16 protein-coding genes are annotated in these 21068 nt (G+C 65.4%); 9 read left to right on the plus strand and 7 right to left on the minus strand.

Annotated elements, in window-relative coordinates; all coding sequences use genetic code 11:
- The 5 genes from JQ617_RS11170 to JQ617_RS11190 all read left to right on the plus strand — a co-directional run bounded on the left by JQ617_RS11170 (window position 1) and on the right by JQ617_RS11190 (window position 4863).
- Window positions 1–945 carry an ABC transporter substrate-binding protein gene (locus JQ617_RS11170; protein WP_212026355.1) on the plus strand — a complete coding sequence of 315 codons (945 nt, stop codon included), beginning with the start codon at window positions 1–3 and terminating at the stop codon, window positions 943–945.
- Window positions 946–1017: 72 nt separating this feature from the next.
- Entirely contained in the window at window positions 1018–1791 is a 774-nt protein-coding gene (locus JQ617_RS11175) for an ABC transporter permease (RefSeq protein WP_212026356.1), read from the plus strand.
- A complete protein-coding gene (locus JQ617_RS11180) occupies window positions 1788–2573 on the plus strand; it encodes an ABC transporter ATP-binding protein (RefSeq protein ID WP_212026357.1) in 786 nt (261 codons plus the stop codon). Before JQ617_RS11175 ends, JQ617_RS11180 begins: the two co-directional genes overlap by 4 nt.
- Window positions 2566–3798, plus strand: a complete 1233-nt coding sequence (locus tag JQ617_RS11185; RefSeq protein ID WP_212026358.1) for a Zn-dependent hydrolase — start codon at window positions 2566–2568, stop codon at window positions 3796–3798. The genes JQ617_RS11180 and JQ617_RS11185 overlap by 8 nt, the downstream gene beginning before the upstream one ends.
- A 144-nt stretch (window positions 3799–3942) precedes the next feature.
- Window positions 3943–4863 carry a catalase family peroxidase gene (locus tag JQ617_RS11190; RefSeq protein ID WP_212026359.1) on the plus strand — a complete coding sequence of 307 codons (921 nt, stop codon included), beginning with the start codon at window positions 3943–3945 and terminating at the stop codon, window positions 4861–4863.
- A gap of 10 nt (window positions 4864–4873) precedes the next feature.
- Here JQ617_RS11190 and JQ617_RS11195 read toward each other — a convergent pair whose 3' ends face one another.
- Together JQ617_RS11195 and bamA are read right to left on the minus strand one after the other, a co-directional pair.
- A complete protein-coding gene (locus JQ617_RS11195; RefSeq protein ID WP_212026360.1) occupies window positions 4874–5806 on the minus strand; it encodes a helix-turn-helix domain-containing protein in 933 nt (310 codons plus the stop codon).
- A gap of 190 nt (window positions 5807–5996) precedes the next feature.
- Window positions 5997–8471: an outer membrane protein assembly factor BamA gene (gene bamA, locus JQ617_RS11200; RefSeq protein ID WP_502754879.1), complete on the minus strand. Its 2475-nt coding sequence runs from the start codon at window positions 8469–8471 to the stop codon at window positions 5997–5999.
- A 333-nt stretch (window positions 8472–8804) separates the two neighbouring features.
- Between bamA and JQ617_RS11205 the strand changes: the two genes are divergently transcribed.
- The 3 genes from JQ617_RS11205 (at window position 8805) to JQ617_RS11215 (ending at window position 14315) form a co-directional block, all read left to right on the plus strand.
- The gene (locus JQ617_RS11205; RefSeq protein ID WP_212026362.1) at window positions 8805–9173 is read left to right on the plus strand and encodes a hypothetical protein; all 369 of its coding nucleotides are present in this window, start codon (window positions 8805–8807) and stop codon (window positions 9171–9173) included.
- A gap of 423 nt (window positions 9174–9596) precedes the next feature.
- On the plus strand, window positions 9597–11774 hold the full coding sequence (locus JQ617_RS11210) for a TonB-dependent siderophore receptor (RefSeq protein ID WP_249156948.1): 2178 nt from the start codon (window positions 9597–9599) through the stop codon (window positions 11772–11774).
- Window positions 11775–13175: 1401 nt separating this feature from the next.
- The gene (locus JQ617_RS11215; RefSeq protein WP_145661960.1) at window positions 13176–14315 is read left to right on the plus strand and encodes an MFS transporter; all 1140 of its coding nucleotides are present in this window, start codon (window positions 13176–13178) and stop codon (window positions 14313–14315) included.
- An 11-nt stretch (window positions 14316–14326) separates the two neighbouring features.
- Here the strand turns inward: JQ617_RS11215 and JQ617_RS11220 are convergent, their stop codons facing one another.
- On the minus strand, window positions 14327–15316 hold the full coding sequence (locus tag JQ617_RS11220) for a Bug family tripartite tricarboxylate transporter substrate binding protein (protein ID WP_212026363.1): 990 nt from the start codon (window positions 15314–15316) through the stop codon (window positions 14327–14329).
- A gap of 296 nt (window positions 15317–15612) precedes the next feature.
- On the opposite strand from JQ617_RS11220, the gene JQ617_RS11225 reads away from it, so the two are divergent.
- The gene (locus JQ617_RS11225; RefSeq protein ID WP_212026364.1) at window positions 15613–18456 is read left to right on the plus strand and encodes an ATP-binding protein; all 2844 of its coding nucleotides are present in this window, start codon (window positions 15613–15615) and stop codon (window positions 18454–18456) included.
- Window positions 18457–18561: 105 nt separating this feature from the next.
- On the opposite strand, the gene msrA is transcribed toward JQ617_RS11225, so the two are convergent.
- From msrA to JQ617_RS11245, 4 genes are all read right to left on the minus strand, one after another.
- Window positions 18562–19077, minus strand: a complete 516-nt coding sequence (gene msrA / locus JQ617_RS11230) for a peptide-methionine (S)-S-oxide reductase MsrA (RefSeq protein ID WP_212026365.1) — start codon at window positions 19075–19077, stop codon at window positions 18562–18564.
- 30 nt (window positions 19078–19107) lie between these two features.
- Complete coding sequence (locus tag JQ617_RS11235; protein ID WP_212026366.1) at window positions 19108–19548, minus strand: cupin domain-containing protein; 441 nt, start codon at window positions 19546–19548, stop codon at window positions 19108–19110.
- A 21-nt stretch (window positions 19549–19569) separates the two neighbouring features.
- Window positions 19570–19992 (minus strand): OsmC family protein, encoded by a 423-nt coding sequence (locus JQ617_RS11240; protein ID WP_212026367.1) that lies wholly within the window; start codon window positions 19990–19992, stop codon window positions 19570–19572.
- 204 nt (window positions 19993–20196) lie between these two features.
- Complete coding sequence (locus tag JQ617_RS11245) at window positions 20197–21045, minus strand: enoyl-CoA hydratase/isomerase family protein (protein ID WP_212026368.1); 849 nt, start codon at window positions 21043–21045, stop codon at window positions 20197–20199.
- Window positions 21046–21068: the final 23 nt, after the last annotated feature.

Consider the following 21068-nt stretch of genomic DNA (forward strand, 5'->3'; position numbering starts at 1 on the left):
ATGCGTAGTTCGACAATTTTCGCGACAATCATTGCTCTTTCGGCCGCCACTCCCGCGCTCGCCGACGACGTCAAGGTCGGCATCGGCATCTCCGGATGGACCGGCTTTGCGCCGCTGACGCTGGCGAAGGAGGCCGGCATCTTCAAGAAGAACGGTCTCGACGTCACCATCAAGAAGATCCCGCAGAAGGATCGCCACCTCGCGATCGCCTCCGGCGACGTCCAGTGCGCGGCGACCACGGTCGAGACCTGGATCTCCTGGAACGCCAACGGCGTTGCGACCAAGCAGATCTTCCAGCTCGACAAGAGTTTTGGTGCCGACGGCATGGCCGTGCGCAACGACGTCGCCGCGATCAAGGACCTCAAGGGCAAGACGGTTGCGGCTTCGGCGCCCGGCACCTCGCCCTATTTCGCACTGGCCTGGATGCTCAAGAAGAACGGCCTGACCGTGAAGGACGTCACCGTCGTGAACCTCGAGCCGGCCGCGGCCGCGCAGGCCTTCGTCTCCGGCCAGAACGATGCCGCGATGACCTACGAACCGTATCTGTCGACCGTTCGCGCCGCGCCCGACAAGGGCAAGATCATCGCGACCACGCTCGACTATCCCATGGTCATGGACACGTTCGGATGCACACCGAAATTCCTGAGCGAGAACCCGAAGGCCGCCAAGGCGCTCGCCGACAGCTATTTCGAGGCGCTCGAGATGATCGCCAAGGACCAGACCAAGGCCTACGAGATCATGGGCGCCGACGTGAAGCAGACCGGCGAGCAGTTCGGCAACTCGGCGAAGTACCTGCGCTGGCAGGACAAGGCCGCGAACCAGAAGTTCTTCGCCGGCGACTTCCTGACCTTCAACAAGGAGGCTGCCGACCTGCTGCTCGAGATCGGCATCATCAAGGCTGCGCCGAAGGTCGAGGACCTCTTCGACGCCAGCTATATCAAGTAACTCACCTTGGAGCTGCCGGCCTCGCCTCGCCGCGGGGCCGGCAATTTCGTTCACGACCCGGATAGATCGTCGATGCGTCCCCTTGATCCTGTGACATCGAAGCAGCGCCTGGCTTACGGCCTTGCGTTCTTCGTCGTGTTCGTTGCCTTGTGGTCGTGGGCGACCTTCGGCGGCCATGTGTCGAAAGTGTTCCTCGCCAACCCGCTCACTATGGTGCAGGAGGGCGTCGATCTGATCGCCAAGCAGGGCTTCCTGTACGACATCGGCATGACGATCTGGCGCGTCGTCGGCGGCTTTGTGCTCGCCGCGATCATCGCGGTCCCGCTCGGGCTGCTGATGGGCGCCTACAAGCCGGTCGAAGCCTTCCTCGAACCTTTCGTCTCCTTTGCGCGCTATCTGCCCGCCTCCGCCTTCATCCCGCTGTTGATCCTGTGGGCGGGCATCGGCGAATTGCAGAAGCTGCTCGTCATCTTCATCGGCTCGGTGTTCCAGGTCATCCTGATGGTCGCCGTCACGGTCGGCGCCACGCGGCGCGACCTGGTCGAGGCGGCCTATACGCTGGGCGCCAGCGACCGCGGCATCATTCGCCGCGTGCTGCTGCCCTCCTCCGCACCGGAGATCGCGGAAATCCTGCGGCTGGTGCTGGGCTGGGCCTGGACCTACGTCATCGTCGCCGAATTGATCGGCTCGTCCTCTGGTATCGGCCACATGATCACCGACAGCCAGGCGCTGCTCAACACCGGCCAGATCATCTTCGGCATCATCGTGATCGGGCTGATCGGCCTGCTCTCGGACTTCATGTTCAAGGCGTTCAACGCCTGGCTGTTCCCGTGGAGGCTCGCATGACGATCCTCAAGGTCGAACAGGTCTCGCGCACCTTCCCCGCGCGCCACGGCAATGCGCCGACAAGGGCGCTGGAGCCGACCGACCTCACCATCGGCAACAACGACTTCGTCACCATCCTCGGCCCCTCCGGCTGCGGCAAGTCCACGCTGCTGCGCATCGTCGCCGGGCTCGACCGCCCAACCAGCGGGCGTGTCACGCTCGACGGGCGCGAGGTGACCGGCCCCGGCGCCGACCGCGGCATGGTGTTCCAGTCCTACACATTGTTCCCCTGGCTGACCGTGCGCGAGAACATCGCCTTCGGCCTGCGCGAGCGCGGCGTGTCCGAGGCCGAGCGGAACAAGATCGCGGACGCCTTCATCCGCCAGGTCGGGCTGTCAGGCTTCGAGAACCACTGGCCGAAGCAGCTCTCCGGCGGCATGCAGCAGCGCACGGCGATCGCGCGCGCGCTCGCCAATGACCCGAAAATCCTGCTGCTCGACGAGCCCTTCGGCGCGCTGGACAACCAGACCCGCGCGCTGATGCAGGAGATGCTGCTCGGAATCTGGGAGCGCGACCAGAAGACCGTGCTGTTCGTGACGCACGACATCGAGGAAGCGATCTTCCTTGGCAGCCGCGTCATCGTCATGAGCGCGCGCCCCGGCCGCATCAAGGCCGAGATCAATGTGGACCTGCCGCATCCGCGCTCCTACAAGATCAAGACCACGCCGGAATTCGTCCAGCTCAAGGAACGGCTGGTCGAGGAAATCCGCACCGAGGCGCTGAAGGTTGCCGAACATGCCTGACACCACACCGCGCGCCAATGGTGAGCGCGTTCTCGCCGACCTCAATGCGCTGCGCGCCATCGGCGCCTACAAGACCGGCGTGCACAAGCCGACCTTCTCCGAGCCGCACCGGCAATCGCTGGACTGGCTGGTGCAGAAGCTGCCCGGCGCCGGTCTCGCTGCGGCGATCGACGGCATCGGCAATGTCCTCGGCACCAGCACGAAGCCCGGGCCGAAGCTGCTGGCGGGCTCGCATCTGGAGAGCCAGAACTACGCCGGTTGGCTCGACGGCCCGCTCGGCGTCGTCTATGCGCTCGAGGCCGCACGCGTGCTCAATGGCGATCCTTCCGTGAAGGGCGCCGTCGAAGTCGCCGCCTGGTGCGACGAGGAAGGTCATTTCGGCAGCTTCCTGGGCTCGCGCTCCTACGTGGGACAGGTGACCGAAGCCGAGATCGATGCCGCGCGCGACCGCACCGGCGGCCGCGCCATGCGCGACGCGCTCGCCGACATGGGTCTTTCAGGGCGGGCACGCATCGGCGCCGAGCCGGGACGGCACGTCGGATATCTGGAGGCGCATATCGAGCAGGGCGACACGCTCGAAAGCGGCAAGCTCGCGATCGGCGTCGTCACCTCCATCGTCGGCATCTGGCAATACCGCATCAATTTCACCGGAGAGCAGAACCACGCGGGAACCACCCGCATGGCGGTGCGCAAGGACGCAGGTCTCGCGCTGGCAAGGTTCTGCACCGCCATCGACGAACGTTTCCCGGCCGCCTGCGGCCCGCGCACGGTCTGGACCACCGGCCGCATCACCCTCGATCCGGGCGCACCGAGCATCATCCCGGGCGGCGCCGAAATGCTGTTCCAGATCCGCGACGACAATCCGGACGTGATAGCACGGCTGGAGCAGCTGCTGCGCACCATGGCCGACGAGGTCAATGCCAAGGGCCCCTGCTCCGTCAAGGTGGAGAAGATCCGCACCGGCGCGCCAGCCATGATGAATTCAGGCATCCAGGACGCGATCGAAGCTGCGAGCAAGGCCCTCGCCGGCGGCCGATCCATCCGCATGCCGAGCGGCGCCGGCCACGACGCGCAGATGCTCGCGACGATCATGCCTGCCGGCATGCTGTTCGTGCCGTCGATCGGCGGCATCAGCCATCACTGGACCGAAAATACCGCCGACGCCGACATCGTCACCGGCGCGGAGGTATTTGTCGACGCCTGCCGGCGGATCCTGAGCGCCTAGGATCGTTCGGCACCCGGCGCCGGAAGGCGCCAAATTGCATTTCCGCATGAACCCTGAGCAGGATCGTGCAAGGCGCGATCGGTTCGGGAAAGACACCGGTTCGGACGACATCTAGCCTGCCTCGCCCACGCGAGAATGCTCACGATGTCCGACATCCCTGCCGCAACGCCCGCCTCCATCGTCGAGGCCTTGAAGGCCGTCGCCGGCAATCCGCCGAAGGTCCGCGCCAGCTTTGCCAAGGGCTGGTGCGTTCGCGGCACCTACACCCCGTCGGACCGGGCGGGTGAAGTCACGCGATCGCAGAGCTTCACGAAGCCATCGCGCGTGCTCGCACGCTTCTCGGTCGGCAGCGGCAATCCCGCCGTAGCCGATACCAACAATCTCGTGCTGCGCGGCTTCAGCTTCAAGCTCGGCGACGACGATCACCGCTCGGACATCCTGGTGGAGAGCGCGCCGGTGCATTTTGCCCGGACGCTCGACCAGATGCTGGCCTTCCTTCGGGCGCGCATCCCCGGGCCGGACGGCAAGCCTGATATGGCCAAAGTCAAGGCGTTCTCGGCGGCCAATCCCGAGACGCTCAATCAGGCCAACTACATCGCCGCGCGTCCGCTGCCCGGCAGCCTTGCCGGCACGACCTATTGGGGTGTGCATTCCTTTCCCGCGATCAACGCGGAGAACGAGACGCGCTTCATCAAGTTCAAGGTCGTACCGGCCGGCGGCGAGATCACGCTGACCGAGGATGAGGCCAGAACCAAACCGTCCGATTTCCTGCGCGACGAGCTCGGCCGCCGGATGGCCACGGGCAACGTCCGCTTCAATGTGATGGCGCTGCTCGATCGGCCCGGCGATCCCACCATGGACGTGACCATCCGCTGGCCCGACGAGGATCGCCGCGACGAGGTGCGCCTCGGCACCATCGTGATCACGGGTTTTGAGCCGGATGAGGCTTGCGATGCCTCCATCTTCAATCCGGCCAATCTCGCCGAGGGCATCGGTCATCCGCCGGACGAGATCTTTGCGGCCCGGCGCGCCGCCTACACCATCTCGCTCGCGAAACGGCGCTGAGCGCCGCGCCTCAGGTCTCGCTGCCGGAGGCGCCGAGCGCTTCGCGGCGCCATGCAGCGGGGCTGACGCCGGCGATCGAGGAGAACACGCGCGTGAAGTGACTCTGGTTGGCGAACCCGGCCGAGATCGCGATCTCCGACAGCGGCAGGTCGCGGACACCCATCAACTGCTTGGCCGCCTTCACGCGCTGATGCAGCAGCCATTGGTGCGGCGGCATGCCGACGGAGATTCGAAACGCGCGCGAGAAATGGCTCACCGACAGATTGAGCTCGGCCGCGATCTTGTGCAGCGAAAGCTTGCCGCCGAGGTCCGACTCCAGCCGCTCGCAGGCGCGCTTGGCCTGCCACGGCGCAAGGCCGCCGCGCGCGGCGGCGGACGTGCGCTGAAGTCCGCCATAGGTCTGGGCGACATGGGCGGTCAGCGCGAGCATCATGTGGTCGACGAAGAGCTGGTTGGCCTCGTCCGGCCTCTGCAGGCCCTGCTGCAGCGATGCGCCGATGTGGCGCACGATCCCGTCGTCATGGCCAACGCCGACCTGACAGTCGAGCTCGTCGACCTGCGGCGCATTGCACTGGCGCGCGATGCCGTCGAGCGCCGAGCGCGGAATATAGAAGAACAGCGAATGGAACGGCTTGTCGATCACGTAGCGCGGATCGCGCTTGAGGTCGTAGAGGTAGGTCGTCCCGGCGTGGACGTCCGCCTTCATGACGGATTTGCCGCGCTCCCAGAGCTCGCAATCGGGATAATCGTGGAGCTTGAGGCTGACCAGAAAGGCATCTTCGGCGGCGAGCGAGCCGGACAGACCACGAACCGGGCAGTCGTTCCGCGTCTCGGTGACGGCAAGCTCGGCGCTGTGCAGCGAGCGCGCCACCAGCGCGGGTGGCGCATCCTTCAAGCGCAGGAATTGCCCAAGCCTCTGCCCGTAGGCGCCAGACTGTGTCATCGATGTCGTCCTTCTGTGGAAGTCCAAGTGCAGGCCACAGAGTCCTGTAAAGTCCGCCGTGCATTATCCGATATTCGCCGATGCCTGTCCACACGCGCGGACGCGAGGCCCATCACGCATTTTCACAAACGCACGACAGGCTTGCCTATGTCCTTTACGCCACACGGGGGCCGCCGTGCCGGCGCGAAACCTAGAATGAGGTGCCGCCTCCGAACCTGAACTCCTGGACCACGTCGTATTTGCCCTTGGTGATCGGCACGGCGTAGTCGAAGCGCAGCGGTCCAAACGGCGAGGCCCAGATCAGGCCGACACCGACCGACGAACGCACCACGTTGCCGTCGTCATATTGCAGCCCGCAGGTCGGACAGGCCTTGGTGTTGACCTCGCCCGTGGCCGCCCATGACGTCGGCCCCTGGTAGCCCCAGAGCGAGCCGGCATCGGCATAGACCGCGCCCTTGAGGCCGACTTCCTTCGGCAGGAACCAGAACGGCATCTGCAATTCCATGGATGCGCCCCAGTATTTGGTGCCGCCGAGCGCATCGCCGCTGGCGCCGTAATTGTAGTAGGTGATGTCGCGCGGGCCGATGCCGTTGGACGCGAAGCCGCGCACCAGGTTCGGGCCCATCTGGAAGTGATCGAGCATGCGCAGATCGCTGCCCATCTTGGTCAGGATGCCGCCCTGCAGATGCATCACGCTGACGATCTCGGACACCAGCGGCGTGTAGAATTTGGTGTCCACCGCCGTCTTGAGATAGGTGACATCGCCACCGACGCCGGCGAAGTCCTGGCGGAAGTCGACCAGCAATCCGTCGGTCGGGTTCTTGGTGTTGTCGAGCGTGTTGAAGTTCAGGGTATAGCCGAGCGCCGAGGTCCAGGTCGCGCCGTTCGCCAGCTCCTTGCGGACCGGCAGGCTCGACTCGCCGTCGCTGTAGCAGCCATAGCCGTAGACACCCGAATCCGTCGTGTTGGTCGGGTCCACGCCGCCCAGCACGTTCTTGATGTAGGCCGGCGTCGGGTTGAAGGCCAGCGAGGTGTTCGCGGCGTTGTTGTTGCAATTGTTGTAGGCGCTGGCGAGCGTGATGCTCTGCTGATAGAGCGAGTAGCGAAGCTGGAGCGAGAGGTCCTCGCGTAGCGCAAAGCCGAGGCGCGGCGAGAAGCCCAGCGTCGTCACGCCGTAGCTCGTATAGCTGTTCGACAATTGCTGGCGCCAATAGGTGTCGAATCCGAGCGCGACCCTGTAGTCGAGCAGATACGGCTCGACAAAGGACAGCGAGATGCCGCGCGAATACTGGCCATAGCTGACCGACGCCTTGGCATAGAGACCTTTGCCAAGCAGGTTTCGCTCGGAGATCGACACCTCGGCCAGCGCACCGTCGGTGGTGGAATAGCCGCCCGAGATCGAGAAATCACCGGTCGACTTCTCCTCCATGTCGACGATCAGGATGACGCGGTCGCTCGAGGAACCCGGCTCCGTGGTGATCTTGACGCTCTTGAAGTAGTCGAGATTCTTCAGCCGCCGCTCCGCGCGGTCGACCAGCGCGCGGTTATAGGCATCACCCTCGGCGAGGTCGAACTCGCGGCGGATCACGTAGTCGCGCGTGCGGGTGTTGCCGCGCAGATTGATGCGTTCGATATAGGTACGCGGCCCCTCGTCGACGTTGAACACGATCGACACCGTATGTGCCTCGAAATTGCGGTCGCCGCCCGGCCGCACCACCGCGAAGGCATAGCCGCGGCGCGAGGCCTCGACCTGCATCTCCTCGACCGACTTCTCGACCGATTCGACGTTGTAGAGCGAGCCGGCACCGACACGCGAATAGGTGCGCAGCGTGCTCGCATCGAAACCGGCGATGCTGGAACGGAAGTCGACCGAACCGACGCGGTATTGCTGCCCCTCCTCGATCTTGAAGGTGACGTTGAACCCCTTCTTCTCCGGATCGTATTCGGTGAGCGCGGCGACGACCTGGACGTCGGCGAAGCCGTTCTTGAGATAGAAGCGGCGGATCAGGTCGCGGTCGGCCTCGACGCGGTCGGGATCGTAGATGTCGTTGTTGCCGAGAAAGCTGAGCAGATTGCTCTCATGCGTCTTGATCACGTCGCGCAGGCGCGCGGCCGAATAGGCGCTGTTGCCGACGAACTCGACCGACTTCACGCCGGTCTTGGCGCCCTCAATGATCGTGAAGACGAGGTCGACCCGGTTGCTGGGCTGCTCGATGATCTCGGGTGTGACGCGCACGTCGTAGCGGCCGGAACGGCGATAGATCTCGGCGATCCGCAGCGTGTCGGACTGCACCAGTGCGCGCGAGAAGGTGCCGCGCGGCTTGGACTGGATCTCGGCCGAGAGTTGCTCGTCCTTGATCTTCTTGTTGCCCTCGAAGGCGATGCGGCCGATCACGGCATTTTCCACCACCGACACGACGATGCGGCCGCCGGCCCGGTTGATCTTCACATCCTGGAACAGGCCGGTCTCGATCAGCGCCTTGAGGCCGTCGTCGATCGCCGGCTGATCGAGCCGCCCGCCGGGACCGGCCTTGAAATAGGATCGGACCGTCTCGGCCTCGACGCGGCGATTGCCCTCGACGACGATCGTCTCCGCCGCCTGCGCGATCGCCGGCCGCGGCCACAGCACTGCGGGAAGTGAGCACACGATCGATACACCGCACATCGCCACCGCGATCAGCCAGGGCCGCAAAAACGACATTCCACACCTCAAGAGCACCTAGCCTGCTCTGAAACGAGACGGCTGTGGCCGCGGTGTGGCTTTGTGATTTCTGCATTGTTTCTGGTCGTTGAATTTGATTGGCGCATCAGCCATCCGACCGTGATGCGGCCGACGATCGCGCATGCCTTCGGCGGAGACTGGCCGGCATGAGGCCGGCCGCATGCACGGCGCACCCTTGCCCGCCCTCAGCAACATTGCGCAACGCCCGGATTCTTTACAGACGTTTAAGCCGATGCGAGAGCCGACGAGATCAGGAACTCGCATGGGAATTCGTCGATGAAGACGCTCGTCATGACCGGAACGATGGTTGCCGCCCTCCTCGCCTCGACGCCCGGCGCGCATGCCGCCACCGCCGGCAAGCGCGACCGGCAGCAGACGACGCAGGATGCCGTCTACGAGTACGGTCCGCGCGGCCCCAACCGGTCCTACCAGTCCGGAACGCATACGCGCATCTATGTCAGCAAACGCTCCTGGCTCGATGGAGGGACCGAGGTGCTGCCCGGCGAGCGCAAGTTCAGCGACTACGCATTGCCATCCGGCACATCGTTTGCGCGCGAGAACAACAACCGTCCGCTCGATCGCCAGCCGCTGAGCCCGGACTCGGATCTCGGCGGATTCGCACAGCGAATCCCGATCTCGTGGTGACCGCCTCGCCGAAACTCCGCGCACTGTTTCGTTGAGCGAGACGACAGGCAATGTGCATTCAATAATCCGCCGCTCATGCGCTCGCAATCGCGCGCGAGCGAACATGATGTTCGCGTGCGCGCATCTGCCGCACGCGAACCGATGTTCTCCACATCGATCTTGAACCATTCCAAATTCGCTCATCGCACGTTCAAGCAATTCTATTTTACGCGTGTGGAATTCCGATCGCGTCACCAATAAGAGTCCGCATCGTTCGACGCGCGTCAGCACACAGCTAACGCGCGAGCGATGTCGGTTCGGCGAAATTGGGGATCATGATCGGTGGGCGTTGCCTTGTTGGAGAAGAAGCATCGTTGGTTCGCAAGCGCAGCTGCGATCAACGCCACGATGCTCGGTTCGGTCGTATTCGTATCTGTTGAAGTCATGGCCACCCGGGCAGAGGCCCAGAGCAGCAACCTGCCGCCGGTCACCGTCGAAGCGCCGAGCGCGCCGAAGACGCGCAGCAGCGCCGCCTCCAATCAACGCACGCGATCTCAACGCACAGCCATTGCGAACCGCCGGGGCAATTCGGCAGCCAACCAGAACAGCACGCCGCAGGCGGCCGCAGGCGCGAGCGGCGGCACGACAATCGGTTACGTCGCGACCAGCGGCACGGCAGGCACCAAGACCAACACGCCGCTGATCGCGACGCCGCAATCGCTCTCGATCGTGACGCGGAAGGAGCTGGAGGACCGCAATGTCCAGACGCTCAAGGATGCCGTCAACTACACGCCCGGCGTCACGACCACGGCATTCGGCTACGATCCGCGTTTCGACGCCTTTTCCATCCGCGGCTTCGACGTGACCTACACGGGCATCTATCGCGACGGCCTCCGGCAGGGCGGCGGCAATTTCGCCATTCCCAAGATCGAGCCCTATGGTCTCGAGAGCGTGGCGATCCTTCGCGGACCGGCCTCGGGCCTCTATGGCCTCGGCTCTCCCGGCGGCATCGTCGATGTCACCACAAAGCGGCCGCCACAGACGGCGTTCGGCGAGGTGCAGTTGCAGACCGGCAATTACGATCGTTACCAGGGCAGCTTCGACGTCGGCGGCCCGGTACCCGGCAGCGATCAATTGTACTACCGGCTGACGGGCTTGCTGCGCGATTCCAAGACCTGGTTTCCGGGCAATGACGACGACCGCGCCTATATCGCGCCTGCCCTGACCTGGAAGCCGGATCTCGACACCACGTTCACGATCCTCAGTGAGTATCAGACCAGCCGCACGGCTGCGAGCATCGGAAACGCCCGTACCGCCGACGGCAAGCTGACCAACATCTATTCGAACGATCCGGCCTTCAGCGCCATGGACCAGAAGCAGTTCCGCATCGGCTATGCGTTCGAGCACAACGTCAACGACACCTGGACCGTCCGGCAGAATTTCCGGTTCTATCAGGTCAACACCGACGCGAAGTACACCCAGATCGACAATCTCGACTTCGCGACCCAGACCGCGACGCGCTCGGCCTGGCGCATCCTGGACAATTTCAAGACCGCCACCCTCGACAACCAGGCCGAAGCGAAATTCATGGTCGGCGCAGTCAAGAACACCGTGCTGTTCGGCGTCGACTACGGCAACTCCTATTACGACGACAAGATCGGGTTCGGGCCGGCGCCCAACCTCAATCTTGCGACCATGAACTACGGCACGCAGGCGATCGCCACGCCGGCATTCTCGATCTTCACCAAGCAGTCGACCAACGAGGTGGGAGTCTATGCGCAGGAGCAGGCGAGGCTCGGCGGGTTCATCCTGACGCTCAACGGCCGCCAGAGCTGGGTCTCGCAGAGCACGACCACGACGCTGGACGGCACGCCGGTGACCTCGAAGCCTTCGGCCTTCACTGGCCGCGCGGGACTCAGCTACGTCTTCGACAACGGTGTTGCGCCCTATGTCAGCTACGCCACCTCGTTCAGCCCGCAAAGCGGCGTCGACGTGACGGGAGCCACGTTCAAGCCGACCACCGGGGAGCAAACGGAGGTCGGCGTCAAGTATCAGATGCCGAACGTTCCGCTGCTGCTGACCGGCGCCGTGTTCGACATCAAGCAGGACAACGTCCTGCGCACCGACCCCAGTGCGATTGCATTCCAGGCCGCCACCGGACAGATCGAGTCCAAGGGACTGGAGCTCGAGGCCAAGCTGGGACTGATCCCGGGCTTCGACCTCACGGCGGCCTATACCCACCTCGACGTCGTGATCACGCGGGGCAATGCCGATACGACCGGCAACGAATATTCCGGCATTCCCAGGAACTCGGTCGCGGCGTTCGGAAAGTACACGTTCCAGTCGGGCACGCCGGTGGAAGGGCTCGGACTGGGCCTCGGCGTGCGCTACATCGGCGCGAACTTCGGCAATGACCAGAATACGTTCGAGAACGCGGCGACGACGCTGTTCGACGCCGTGGTCGACTACGATCTCGGCAAGCTCGACCGCAACTTTCGAGGCGCCTATATGCGCGTGAACGCCACCAACCTGTTCGACAGGAAGTACGACACGTGCCAGGCCGGTTATTGCTATGCCGGCGCGCGGCGCCAGGTGATCGGAACGTTGAGCTATCGGTGGTAGCGCCATCGCCTGCTCACGTGTCCCGGACGCGCTGCGGCGTGTAACGCTGCTGCGCAGAGCCGGGACCCACGGCGGCACGGGATGAGGCGGAGACGTGGGCCCCGGCTCTGCAGCGCACCACTTCGTGATGCGCTGCGTCCGGGGCACGAGAGCAGAATGGGTCGCGACACTTTCCTCCTCGTCATTGCGAGCGTAGCGAAGCAATCCAGAGTCTTTCCGCGGCGGCAGTGCCGTAGGGTGGGCAAAGGCGCAAAGCGCCGTGCCCACGAATCCCGTCACGATGCGCATTGTCGTGGGCACGCTTCGCTTTGCCCACCCTACGATGCCTGAGTTTGTGGCAAGCCGCTTCCTCCTCGTCATTGCGAGCGCAGCGAAGCAATCCAGAGTCTTTCCGCGGAAGGATTCTGGATTGCTTCGTCGCAAGAGCTCCTCGCAATGACGGAGTAGGAGGCGATGGCGTCGTCCTCCAAACACCGCTCATTCCCCGCCCAGCACGACTCTCGTAGGATGGGTAGAGCGCAGCGAAACCCATCGCTTTCTGTGCGCCGATGCACGATGGGTTTCGCAAGTGCTCTACCCATCCTACGGCCTCACAGACATGCGTTCCCGTCCCCGCGGCGCAATTCGCCCGAGCTTTGCCTGGTCACTCCACCCTCTCGATCCAAGAGGGCGCAGGGAAGGCCGGGTGCTGACCTCGCACCCGCGGTCCGCTGCGCAAAAGGCACGCGCAGGAAGAACCGCACAGCAGCATACAGGTGGAGCCAATCACTCGGCCTTCCCTGCGCGATGGTCGGACGGCTTATGCCGTGCTCTCCCGGGAGCCGAATTCCCTCTGGCCTCCCTCGTCCTTGCGAAATTCACCGGCACCGCGCCGGTTGACGCGATCACCGCCTCCGCAAGAGCTTGGCCGTAGCAACGACGGCCAGGACCACACGGTTTTGCCGTACGCGCGGCTCGCCCTATTCGCCGCAGTTTTCCTGGCCCTGTCGACAAAGCCGGAAACCTGCAGGCGAGACGAACCTGTCAGCGCCGTTCGTCCGCGCGATGCCCAGGAGCTCACGGAGAGCAATCCGCCCTGCCCCGGCCATTCGCGCCCGACGCTGCCGCGTCCACCGCAAGCCCGGCTCGCGAAAACGACGACCTCATGATCGCCCCTCAAGGATGAGCCGGGATGGGCGACACATACGCCGTTTCCGAATTTCGGTAAAGTGGAATATTTTTGACGCCGCCGATTGACAGATGGCGACACAGGGCGCGAATGCTCCAAGGCAAGCCCTTCGCGGCGCCGACCTCGCTCGCAAGATCCGGCCGCGACAATTCGAGCGCGTCGCTGACATAAAGTCGCGGCAATCCTCGGGCTTATCGGCCTCCTCGCCCTTCATCCAGCCTCCCGGAGTTCCCATGTCTTCTGCCGACCGGCCGGCGACACGCCTTGCGACGCGGCTTGCCTTTCTCGTCGCGGGCTTCGGCATCGCATGCTGGGCGCCGCTGGTGCCGTTCGCGAAGGCGCGGCTCGGCGTCGACGACGGCGTGCTCGGGCTGCTGCTGCTCAGCCTCGGCATCGGCTCGGTCGTCGCGATGCTTCTGACCGGCATCATGAGCGCGCGCTACGGCAGCAGGCCGATCATCATTGCCGGCGGGCTCGGCCTCGCGCTGGTCTTGCCGCTGCTCGCCGTCGCGAGCACGCCAGCGACGCTGGCGCTGGCCCTGTTCGCATTCGGCGCCGCGCTCGGCTCCATCGACGTCGCCATGAACATCCACGCGGTGGAGGTCGAGCGCGCGGCCAAGATTCCGCTGATGTCCGGGTTCCACGCCTTGTTCAGCATCGGCGGCTTCATTGGAGCGGCGCTGATGACGGCGCTGCTCTCGCTGCAAACAGGAGCACTCGCCTGCACGCTGATCTGCTCCGCCCTGATGCTGGCCGCAATGACAGTGACCTCGCCGCGCCTGCTTCGCTCGGTGCAGGTGCAGGACGGGCCGCTGTTCGTGCTGCCGCATGGCTCGGTGCTGCTGCTGGCGCTGCTCGGCGCCATCACGTTCCTCGTCGAAGGCGCGATGCTGGATTGGGGCGCACTGCTGGTGATCGGCGCGGGCCTCGTCTCCGAGGCGCAGGGCGGCACCGGCTACATCGTGTTCTCGATCGCGATGACGATCGGCCGGCTCGGCGGCGACGCCGTGGTTGCGCGCATCGGAGATCGCGCGACATTGCTCTGGGGCAGCCTGATTGCGATCGGGGGCTTCGTGGTGCTGCTCACGGCGCCCGTCGCGGCGGTTGCGATCGCCGGCTTCCTGCTGATCGGCCTCGGCGCGTCGAACCTCGTGCCGGTGCTGTTCCGCCGCGCGGCGTGGCAGACGGTGATGCCGACCGGCCTCGCCGTCGCCGCGATCACCACCGCAGGCTATGCCGGCATCCTGATCGGTCCCGCCGGCGTCGGCTTCGTCGCCCGGATCGGTGGACTGCCGGCGGCGTTCTGGCTGCTCGCCGCGCTGATGGGGCTCGTCACCCTGTCGGCGGGCGTCGTGACGCGCAAGACCGCCTGAGCGGTCTTACCTTACAGATTGCTCAGCCCGATCGACTTGATCACGGGCGCGAGGCTTGCCGTCGTCGCTTCGACGATGCGCTGGAACTGGTCGGGACCGGAATCGCTATCCGGCTCCATGCCCTGGGCACGATAGGCCGCCTGCAGCGCCGGATCGGCCATGGCAAGGCGCGTCGCCTGCGCGATCCGCTCGATGATCGCATCGTCGGTGGCTCGGGGCGCAAAGATGCCGAACCATCCCTCATAGCGGAGATCCGGCATGCCGGATTCGACGGCGGTCGGAATCTCGGGCGCGCCGCTCAGCCGCTTTTCCGGGGTGACCGCGAGCAGCCGCACCTTCCCGGCCCGGCCCAGCTCCTGCAATTGAACGGACATCACGCCGATGACGAGCGATATCTGGCCGCTGACGAGGTCGTTGGTCGCCTGCGCGATGCCCCGATACGGCACATGCACGATGTCCAGCCCGCCCGCCTGCTGCTTGAAGGATTCGCCGACCAGATGATTCCCGGTGGCGATGCCGGGCGTCCCGTAGGACAGCTTGCCCGGATTGGCCTTCGCATGGGCGATCAGCTCGCGCAGATTAGCCGCCGGCACCGAGGGATGGACGGCAAAGACCAGCGCACTGCTGATGAGGCGGTAGATGGCGCGGAAATCGCCGACGGAATAGCCGGGGTTTGCCGCGGTCAGGGGAATGATGACCTGCGTGCTGCCGTTGCCGAGCAGCAGCGAATAGCCGTCGGGCTCATCGCGCGCGACCGAGGCAGCCCCGATCGCGCCGCCCGCGCCGCCGATATAGTCGACGACGGTCGGCCCGAGCAGCGACGACATCTTGTCGACCCAGGGACGACCGATCTGGTCGCCCGCTCCGCCGGCCCCATAGGGCAGCACCAGCCGGATCGGGCGGGTTGGATAATCGGCGGTTTGCCCGCTACGCGGGAGAGCGGCCAGTGCCGCTGCGCCCGATAATCCGAGGACGAAACGTCGGCGCGAGGAGGAAAGCATGTCCTGATTCCGGAAGTCGGCAGTCAATGTGGCGGCGGGACCGGCTCCCGAAGCATCCCATCGCAGCAACGGGCGACCACCGTCAATGCTCCGTCCGCCCCAGGCGGCTTTGTCATCGTTCTGTCATGAACGCCTAACTCGTTCCTTTTGAAGGAATATTTCGGCAGGCCCAGACCGACCCACGCGATCTGCGCAGGTCTGCCACCCATGCTGCTTTCGGCCAGTTTACTGTACGTATCGTTCTGATAGAGCAGAAAACGTATACCTTTTGACTCCCGTTGCGGGGGCAATGGCGCGTGCCAGATCGTAGCGAAGACTCGGCCATTTCGTTCGGGCCCTTCCGACTTTTCCCGAAGTCCCGGCTCCTGCAGAAGGAGGGCGCGCCGCTCCATGTCGGCGGCCGTGCGCTGGATATTCTCATCTATCTCGCCGAGCGCCCCGGCGAGGTCGTCGACAAGCGAGAGCTGGTCAAGCGCATCTGGGCCGACGTCAATGTCGACGAGGGCAGTCTGCGCTTCCACGTCGCGGCGCTCCGCAAGGCGCTCGGCGATACCGGCAAGTCGGCCCGCTACGTCGTCAACGTGCCCGGCCGCGGCTATTGCTTCGTCGCCTCGCTCGCCCAGCCGGCCGCGCCTGCCGCGCAGCAGCCGACCGTGGACATCCTGCCGCCCCGCTCCCTTCCTGCTCCGCTCTCGAAGATGGTCGGACGGGAAGAGATCGTCGACAAGATATCGAACGGACTTTCGCTTCACCGCTTCATGACGATCGTCGGCCCGGGCGGGATCGGCAAGACCGCGGTCGCCGTTACCGTCGGCCATCGCCGCTCCCAGGATTTCGGCGGGCGCGTGTTCTTCGTCGATTTCGGCCCGCTGCGGGACGCCAGCCACATCGCCACCACCATTGCCTCCGCGCTCGGGCTCACCATCAGCGCGGAGGATCCGACGCCGGCGCTGCTGACCTTCCTGAAGGCCAGCCCGGCCCTGCTGATCTTCGACAGCTGCGAGCACGTGCTCGACCATCTGGCGCCGCTGGTCGAGCGCATCGTCCGCGAAGCCCCGCAGCTTCGCGTTCTCGCAACCAGCCGCGAATCGTTCCGCAGCGAGGGCGAGCGGATCTTCCGGCTGTTCCCGCTGGATTGCCCGCCGGAGCGGGAGGGGCTGGGTGTGGACGACGTGCTCGCCTACCCTGCGGCCCAGCTCTTCGTCGAGCGCATCGCCCAGAGCTCGGGTGCGTTCCAGCTCAGCGCGGAAGAGGCCCCGCTGGTCGCCAGCATCTGCCGGCGCCTCGACGGCATTGCCCTCGCGATCGAGCTCGCGGCGGGGCGCGTCAACGCCTATGGCATCGCCGGCACGGCCTCGCTGCTCGACAGCCGTTTCTCGCTGCAATGGCGCGGCCGGCGCACGGCCGTGCCGCGGCACCAGACGCTCGCCGCCGCCCTCGACTGGAGCTACGACCTGCTGCCCGCGGCCGAAAGCGCCACCTTGCGGCGGCTGTCGGTGTTCGCCGGACCGTTCGCGCCGGAAGCGGCCGCCATCGTCGCGGCCGGCGACGGCCTCAGCGCATCGGAAACGCTGGAGGCGATCGACAGCCTCGTCACCAAATCGCTGATCTCGCCCTCGGGCTCGCGGACGCTGCGTTATCGCCTGCTCGACACCACGCGCACCTACGCGCACGGCAAGCTCAACGAGCTCGGCGAGACCAGGCAGTTCGCGCGGCGCCACGCCGAGCATTTTCGCGATTTCTTCGCGCGCGCCGAAGCCGACATTTCGACGCCGCTGCCGGAATGGCTCGTCATCTATGGCGCCGAGCTCGACAATGTGCGCGTGGCGCTGGACTGGGCCTTCGGCCCCGACGGCGACACCGCGCTCGGAATCGCGCTGACCGCGGCCGCGGTCACGCTGTGGGTGCGCCTGTCGCTGTTCGCCGAATGCCGCGAGCGCACCAGGACGGCGCTGGCCGCGCTCGACGACACCGGCGGCGACGACCACGTCCGCATGCAGCTCTTGTCCGCGCTCGGCTGGTCGCTGATGTATGGCGAGGGCCGCGCGCGCGAGGCGCGCCCGATCCTGGAGACGACGCTCGAAATCGCCGAGCGGCTCGACGACAAGGATTTCCGCCTGCGCGCGCTGTGGGGCCTGTGCATCGACCAGTTCAACAACGGACAGTTCGGCAAGGCCCGCGCATTCGCTGATCGCTTCGCGACCGCCGCGGCAAATTCTCCCGACAGGACCGATCTCATGCTGGCCGACCGGCTGATGGCCGTCGCGCTGCACTATCTCGGCGACCAGGACGACGCCCGGCAGCGCATCGACCGCGTCAACGCATCGCTGCACGTGCTGGCGGAGAAGCCGAAGATCTTCCCGCTCGATCTCAGGATCTCGACGCAATATTTCCGCGCGCGCATCCTGTGGCTGCAGGGTCTCGCCGACCAGGCCCAGGCGCTGGCGGCAAGAAACATCGAGGAAGGCCGCGCCAACGGCCACGCCCTGACCTTCTGCAGCGTGCTGGGACAGGCCGCCTGCCCGATCGCCTTCTGGTCCGGCGATCTCGAGGCCGCGGAGCGTCACGGCAGCGAGCTGCTCGAGCACACCGAGCGGCACGCGATCCGGCTGTGGGGGTTGTGGGCAAGGGCCTTCAACGCATCCGTCGCCGCCAAGCGCGGCGACATCGCGGTCGGCCTGCCGCTGCTGCGCGAAGAGCTCAATCGTGCCGGCGATGCGCGCTTCCTGCCGCGCTTCCTGCCCCTGCTCGGTGAGCTCGCGGCGGGCTTCCTCGAGGCCGACCAGATCGACCGCGGCCTCGACGTCATCGAGGACGTCCTGACCCGCTGCAACGACCGCCAGGAGCTCTGGTATCTGCCGGAGCTGACCCGCATCAAGGGCGAGTTGACGCTCAGGAGCCCGCGGCATGCAGGCGAAGCCGAAGCGCACTTCCGCGAAGCGATGGCCATTGCCGCCCGGCAAGGCGCGCGGTTCTGGGAGTTGCGTTGCGCAACCAGCCTCGCGCGCTTCATGGCCGGCGCGGGCCAGAGCGCGGACGCTCTGACGCTTCTGGAGAACGTCTCGGGATCGTTTACCGAAGGCGCCGACATCGCCGACCTGCGCAGTGCGCGCGATCTCATCGCGCAGCTGCGGAGCTGAGACGCGCTAGAGCTTCGGTTCTGATTGAATCAGAACCGAAGCTCCGGATTCTTGTTTTGACGCGTCTTCTTGACGCGAACCGGATCCGCTTCGCTCGAAAACGCTCTAGCCTCCCGCGGCAGCCGCGCGGCGCGGCAGCTTCCAGTCCGGCCGGATGAAGTGACAGGTGTAGCCGTCAGGATAGCGCTCGAGATAATCCTGATGCTCGGGCTCGGCTTCCCAGAACTCGGCTACAGGTGCGACCTCGGTGACGACCTTGCCGGGCCACAGGCCGGAGGCCTCGACGTCGGCGATGGTGTCCTCGGCGATCCGCTTCTGCTCGTCGCTGGTGTAGAAGATCGCGGAGCGGTAACTCGTGCCGCGATCGTTGCCCTGACGGTTGAGCGTCGTCGGATCATGAATCTGGAAGAAGAACTCCAGCATGGTGCGGAAGCTCGTCTTTGCGGGATTGAAGATGATCTCGATCGCTTCGGCGTGGCCCTCGTGATTGCGGTAGGTGGCGTTCTTCACGTGGCCGCCGGTGTAGCCGACGCGGGTCGAGATCACGCCCGGCTGCTTGCGGATGAGATCCTGCATGCCCCAGAAACAGCCCCCCGCCAGAACTGCGCGCTCAGTCGTCATCTGATGCTCCATTCGTTTTCGTCGCCATAGTCAGCGCTTGTCCGCGCCCGGATGCAAGCGCGGATCATCATGCGCGTCGTGATATTCGAGGCCCAGCGGGCCGATGGCGGAGACCTGCGTGACATATTCTCCGGATTTGGCCCAGTGAAAATGCCAGGTCTCGCCCGGCAGCACGATGACGCTGCCGGGCGGATAGGCCTTGACCTTGTCGCCGTCGAACTGCTCGCCGAGCCCGATGTAGAAGACACCCGACATCACCGTGTAGATCCGATCCTCCGGATGCTTGTGCGGCATCAGCCTGGTGCCGCCGGGCACCTTCACCCGGACCACGTAAGGTCCGGGTTCGCTGGGGTGGCCGACCATCACGGCCAGCCGCGCGCCCGGCGGAAAGGCGGGAAACGGCTGCCATGCGACGTCCTCGGGCAGGATGGCCCGAAACCTGTCTTCGTCCGGCTGATGCGCGCGGGGCATGGCGGCGTTTCCTGTGCTGGCTCAGCCCAATTTGGCGTCGAGCGTGATCGTCGCGTTGAGCGCCTTGGATATCGGACAGTTCTTCTCGGCGTCGCCGGCGATCTTCGCAAAGCCGGCGTCGTCGAGGTTGGGCACCTTGGCGCGCAGGGTCAGCGCGGATTTGCTGATCTTGAAACCCTTGCCCTCGGGCTCGAGCGTGACGGCGGCTTCGGTCGACAGCTCGTCCGGCGTGAAGCCTGCCATCTGCAGGCCGAAGGCCAGCGCCATGGTAAAGCAGCCGGCATGGGCAGCGGCGATCAATTCCTCGGGATTGGTGCCCTTCTCGTTCTCGAAACGGGTCTTGAACGAATAGGGCGTCTGGGCCAGGACGCCGGACTCGCTCGACAGGTGGCCCGTGCCATCGCGACCGGTGCCCTTCCAGACTGCTGTTGCCTTGCGGATCATCTTAGTTCTCCTTGTTTGATTTCAAGCACCGGCGCTCGGTACCGGAGGAAAGCGACATTGGCGCGACCGCCTGTCGCCGTTCCAACCGGCCGATCGCCGCAGCGGTTCCTGACCTCCGTTCCGATGAATCGGAACGGAGGTCAGATTTCTTGTCCTGACGCGTTTTCTTCACGCGAACCGGTATCCACTTCGCTTGAAAACGCTTTAGCTACCAATCTGTCCAACGTGGAAGCCGAGCCGGTTTTCGACATCGCCGGCACGGTGGAAGCCGCGCGCCATCAACGCCTTGATACGCGTCTGGCTCGCGGGGCGGCCGAGCGCGCCCAGAAACGCGTCCCACTCCGGCTTGATCTCGGCGTCCGGCGGCAGGCTTGCGATATCGACGAGCCGCTTGGTCTCGGCGATGGCTTCCTTGTCGAACGAGGCGATGCGCATCGCGAGCGCCTCGACAAAGCCGTCGAGCTCGGCATCCGGCAGCGACCGGTTGACGTAGCCATAGCGCTCGGCGAGATCGCCATGAATGTCGTCGGCGCTGAGCAGCACCTCGAGCGCACGGCCGCGGCCCATCAGGCGCGGCAGCCGCGCCATCGGTCCGCCGCCGGGCACGAGGCCGGCGCCGACCTCCCATTGCGACAGGATCGCCTTCTCGCGGCTGGCAAAGCGCATGTCGCTGGCCAGCGCAAGCTCGCTGCCGACGCCGGTCGCGCGGCCCCGGATCGAGGCGATGGAGACGACAGGCGCACGGCTGAGACGGACCAATGTGTCAGGCAGCGACTGCAGACCGGTCGGTCCCGGCGGGACCTTGAGGGAGTCTTCGAGCGGCGCGAGGAAGTCGTAATGCGTGATGAAGAAGCCTTCGACGGCGCTGTCGAACACGACGACCTTCACCTGCGGATCGGTTTCGATCGCCGTGACGACGTCGTTGAGCAGCGGAAGGTGTTTTGGGCCGAAGATGTTCACCGGCGGCATGTTGAAGGTGACGCGCCAATAGGACGGCAGGCGGCGTTCGAGACGGATGTCGCCGGCGGTGAAAGTGCGTTCTGAACGGTTCATGGTTTCACTCCTGTTATGTACTG

The organism is Bradyrhizobium sp. KB893862 SZCCT0404 (genome assembly GCF_018130885.1).
In the GTDB taxonomy this organism is placed as follows: Bacteria; Pseudomonadota; Alphaproteobacteria; order Rhizobiales; family Xanthobacteraceae; genus Bradyrhizobium; species Bradyrhizobium stylosanthis.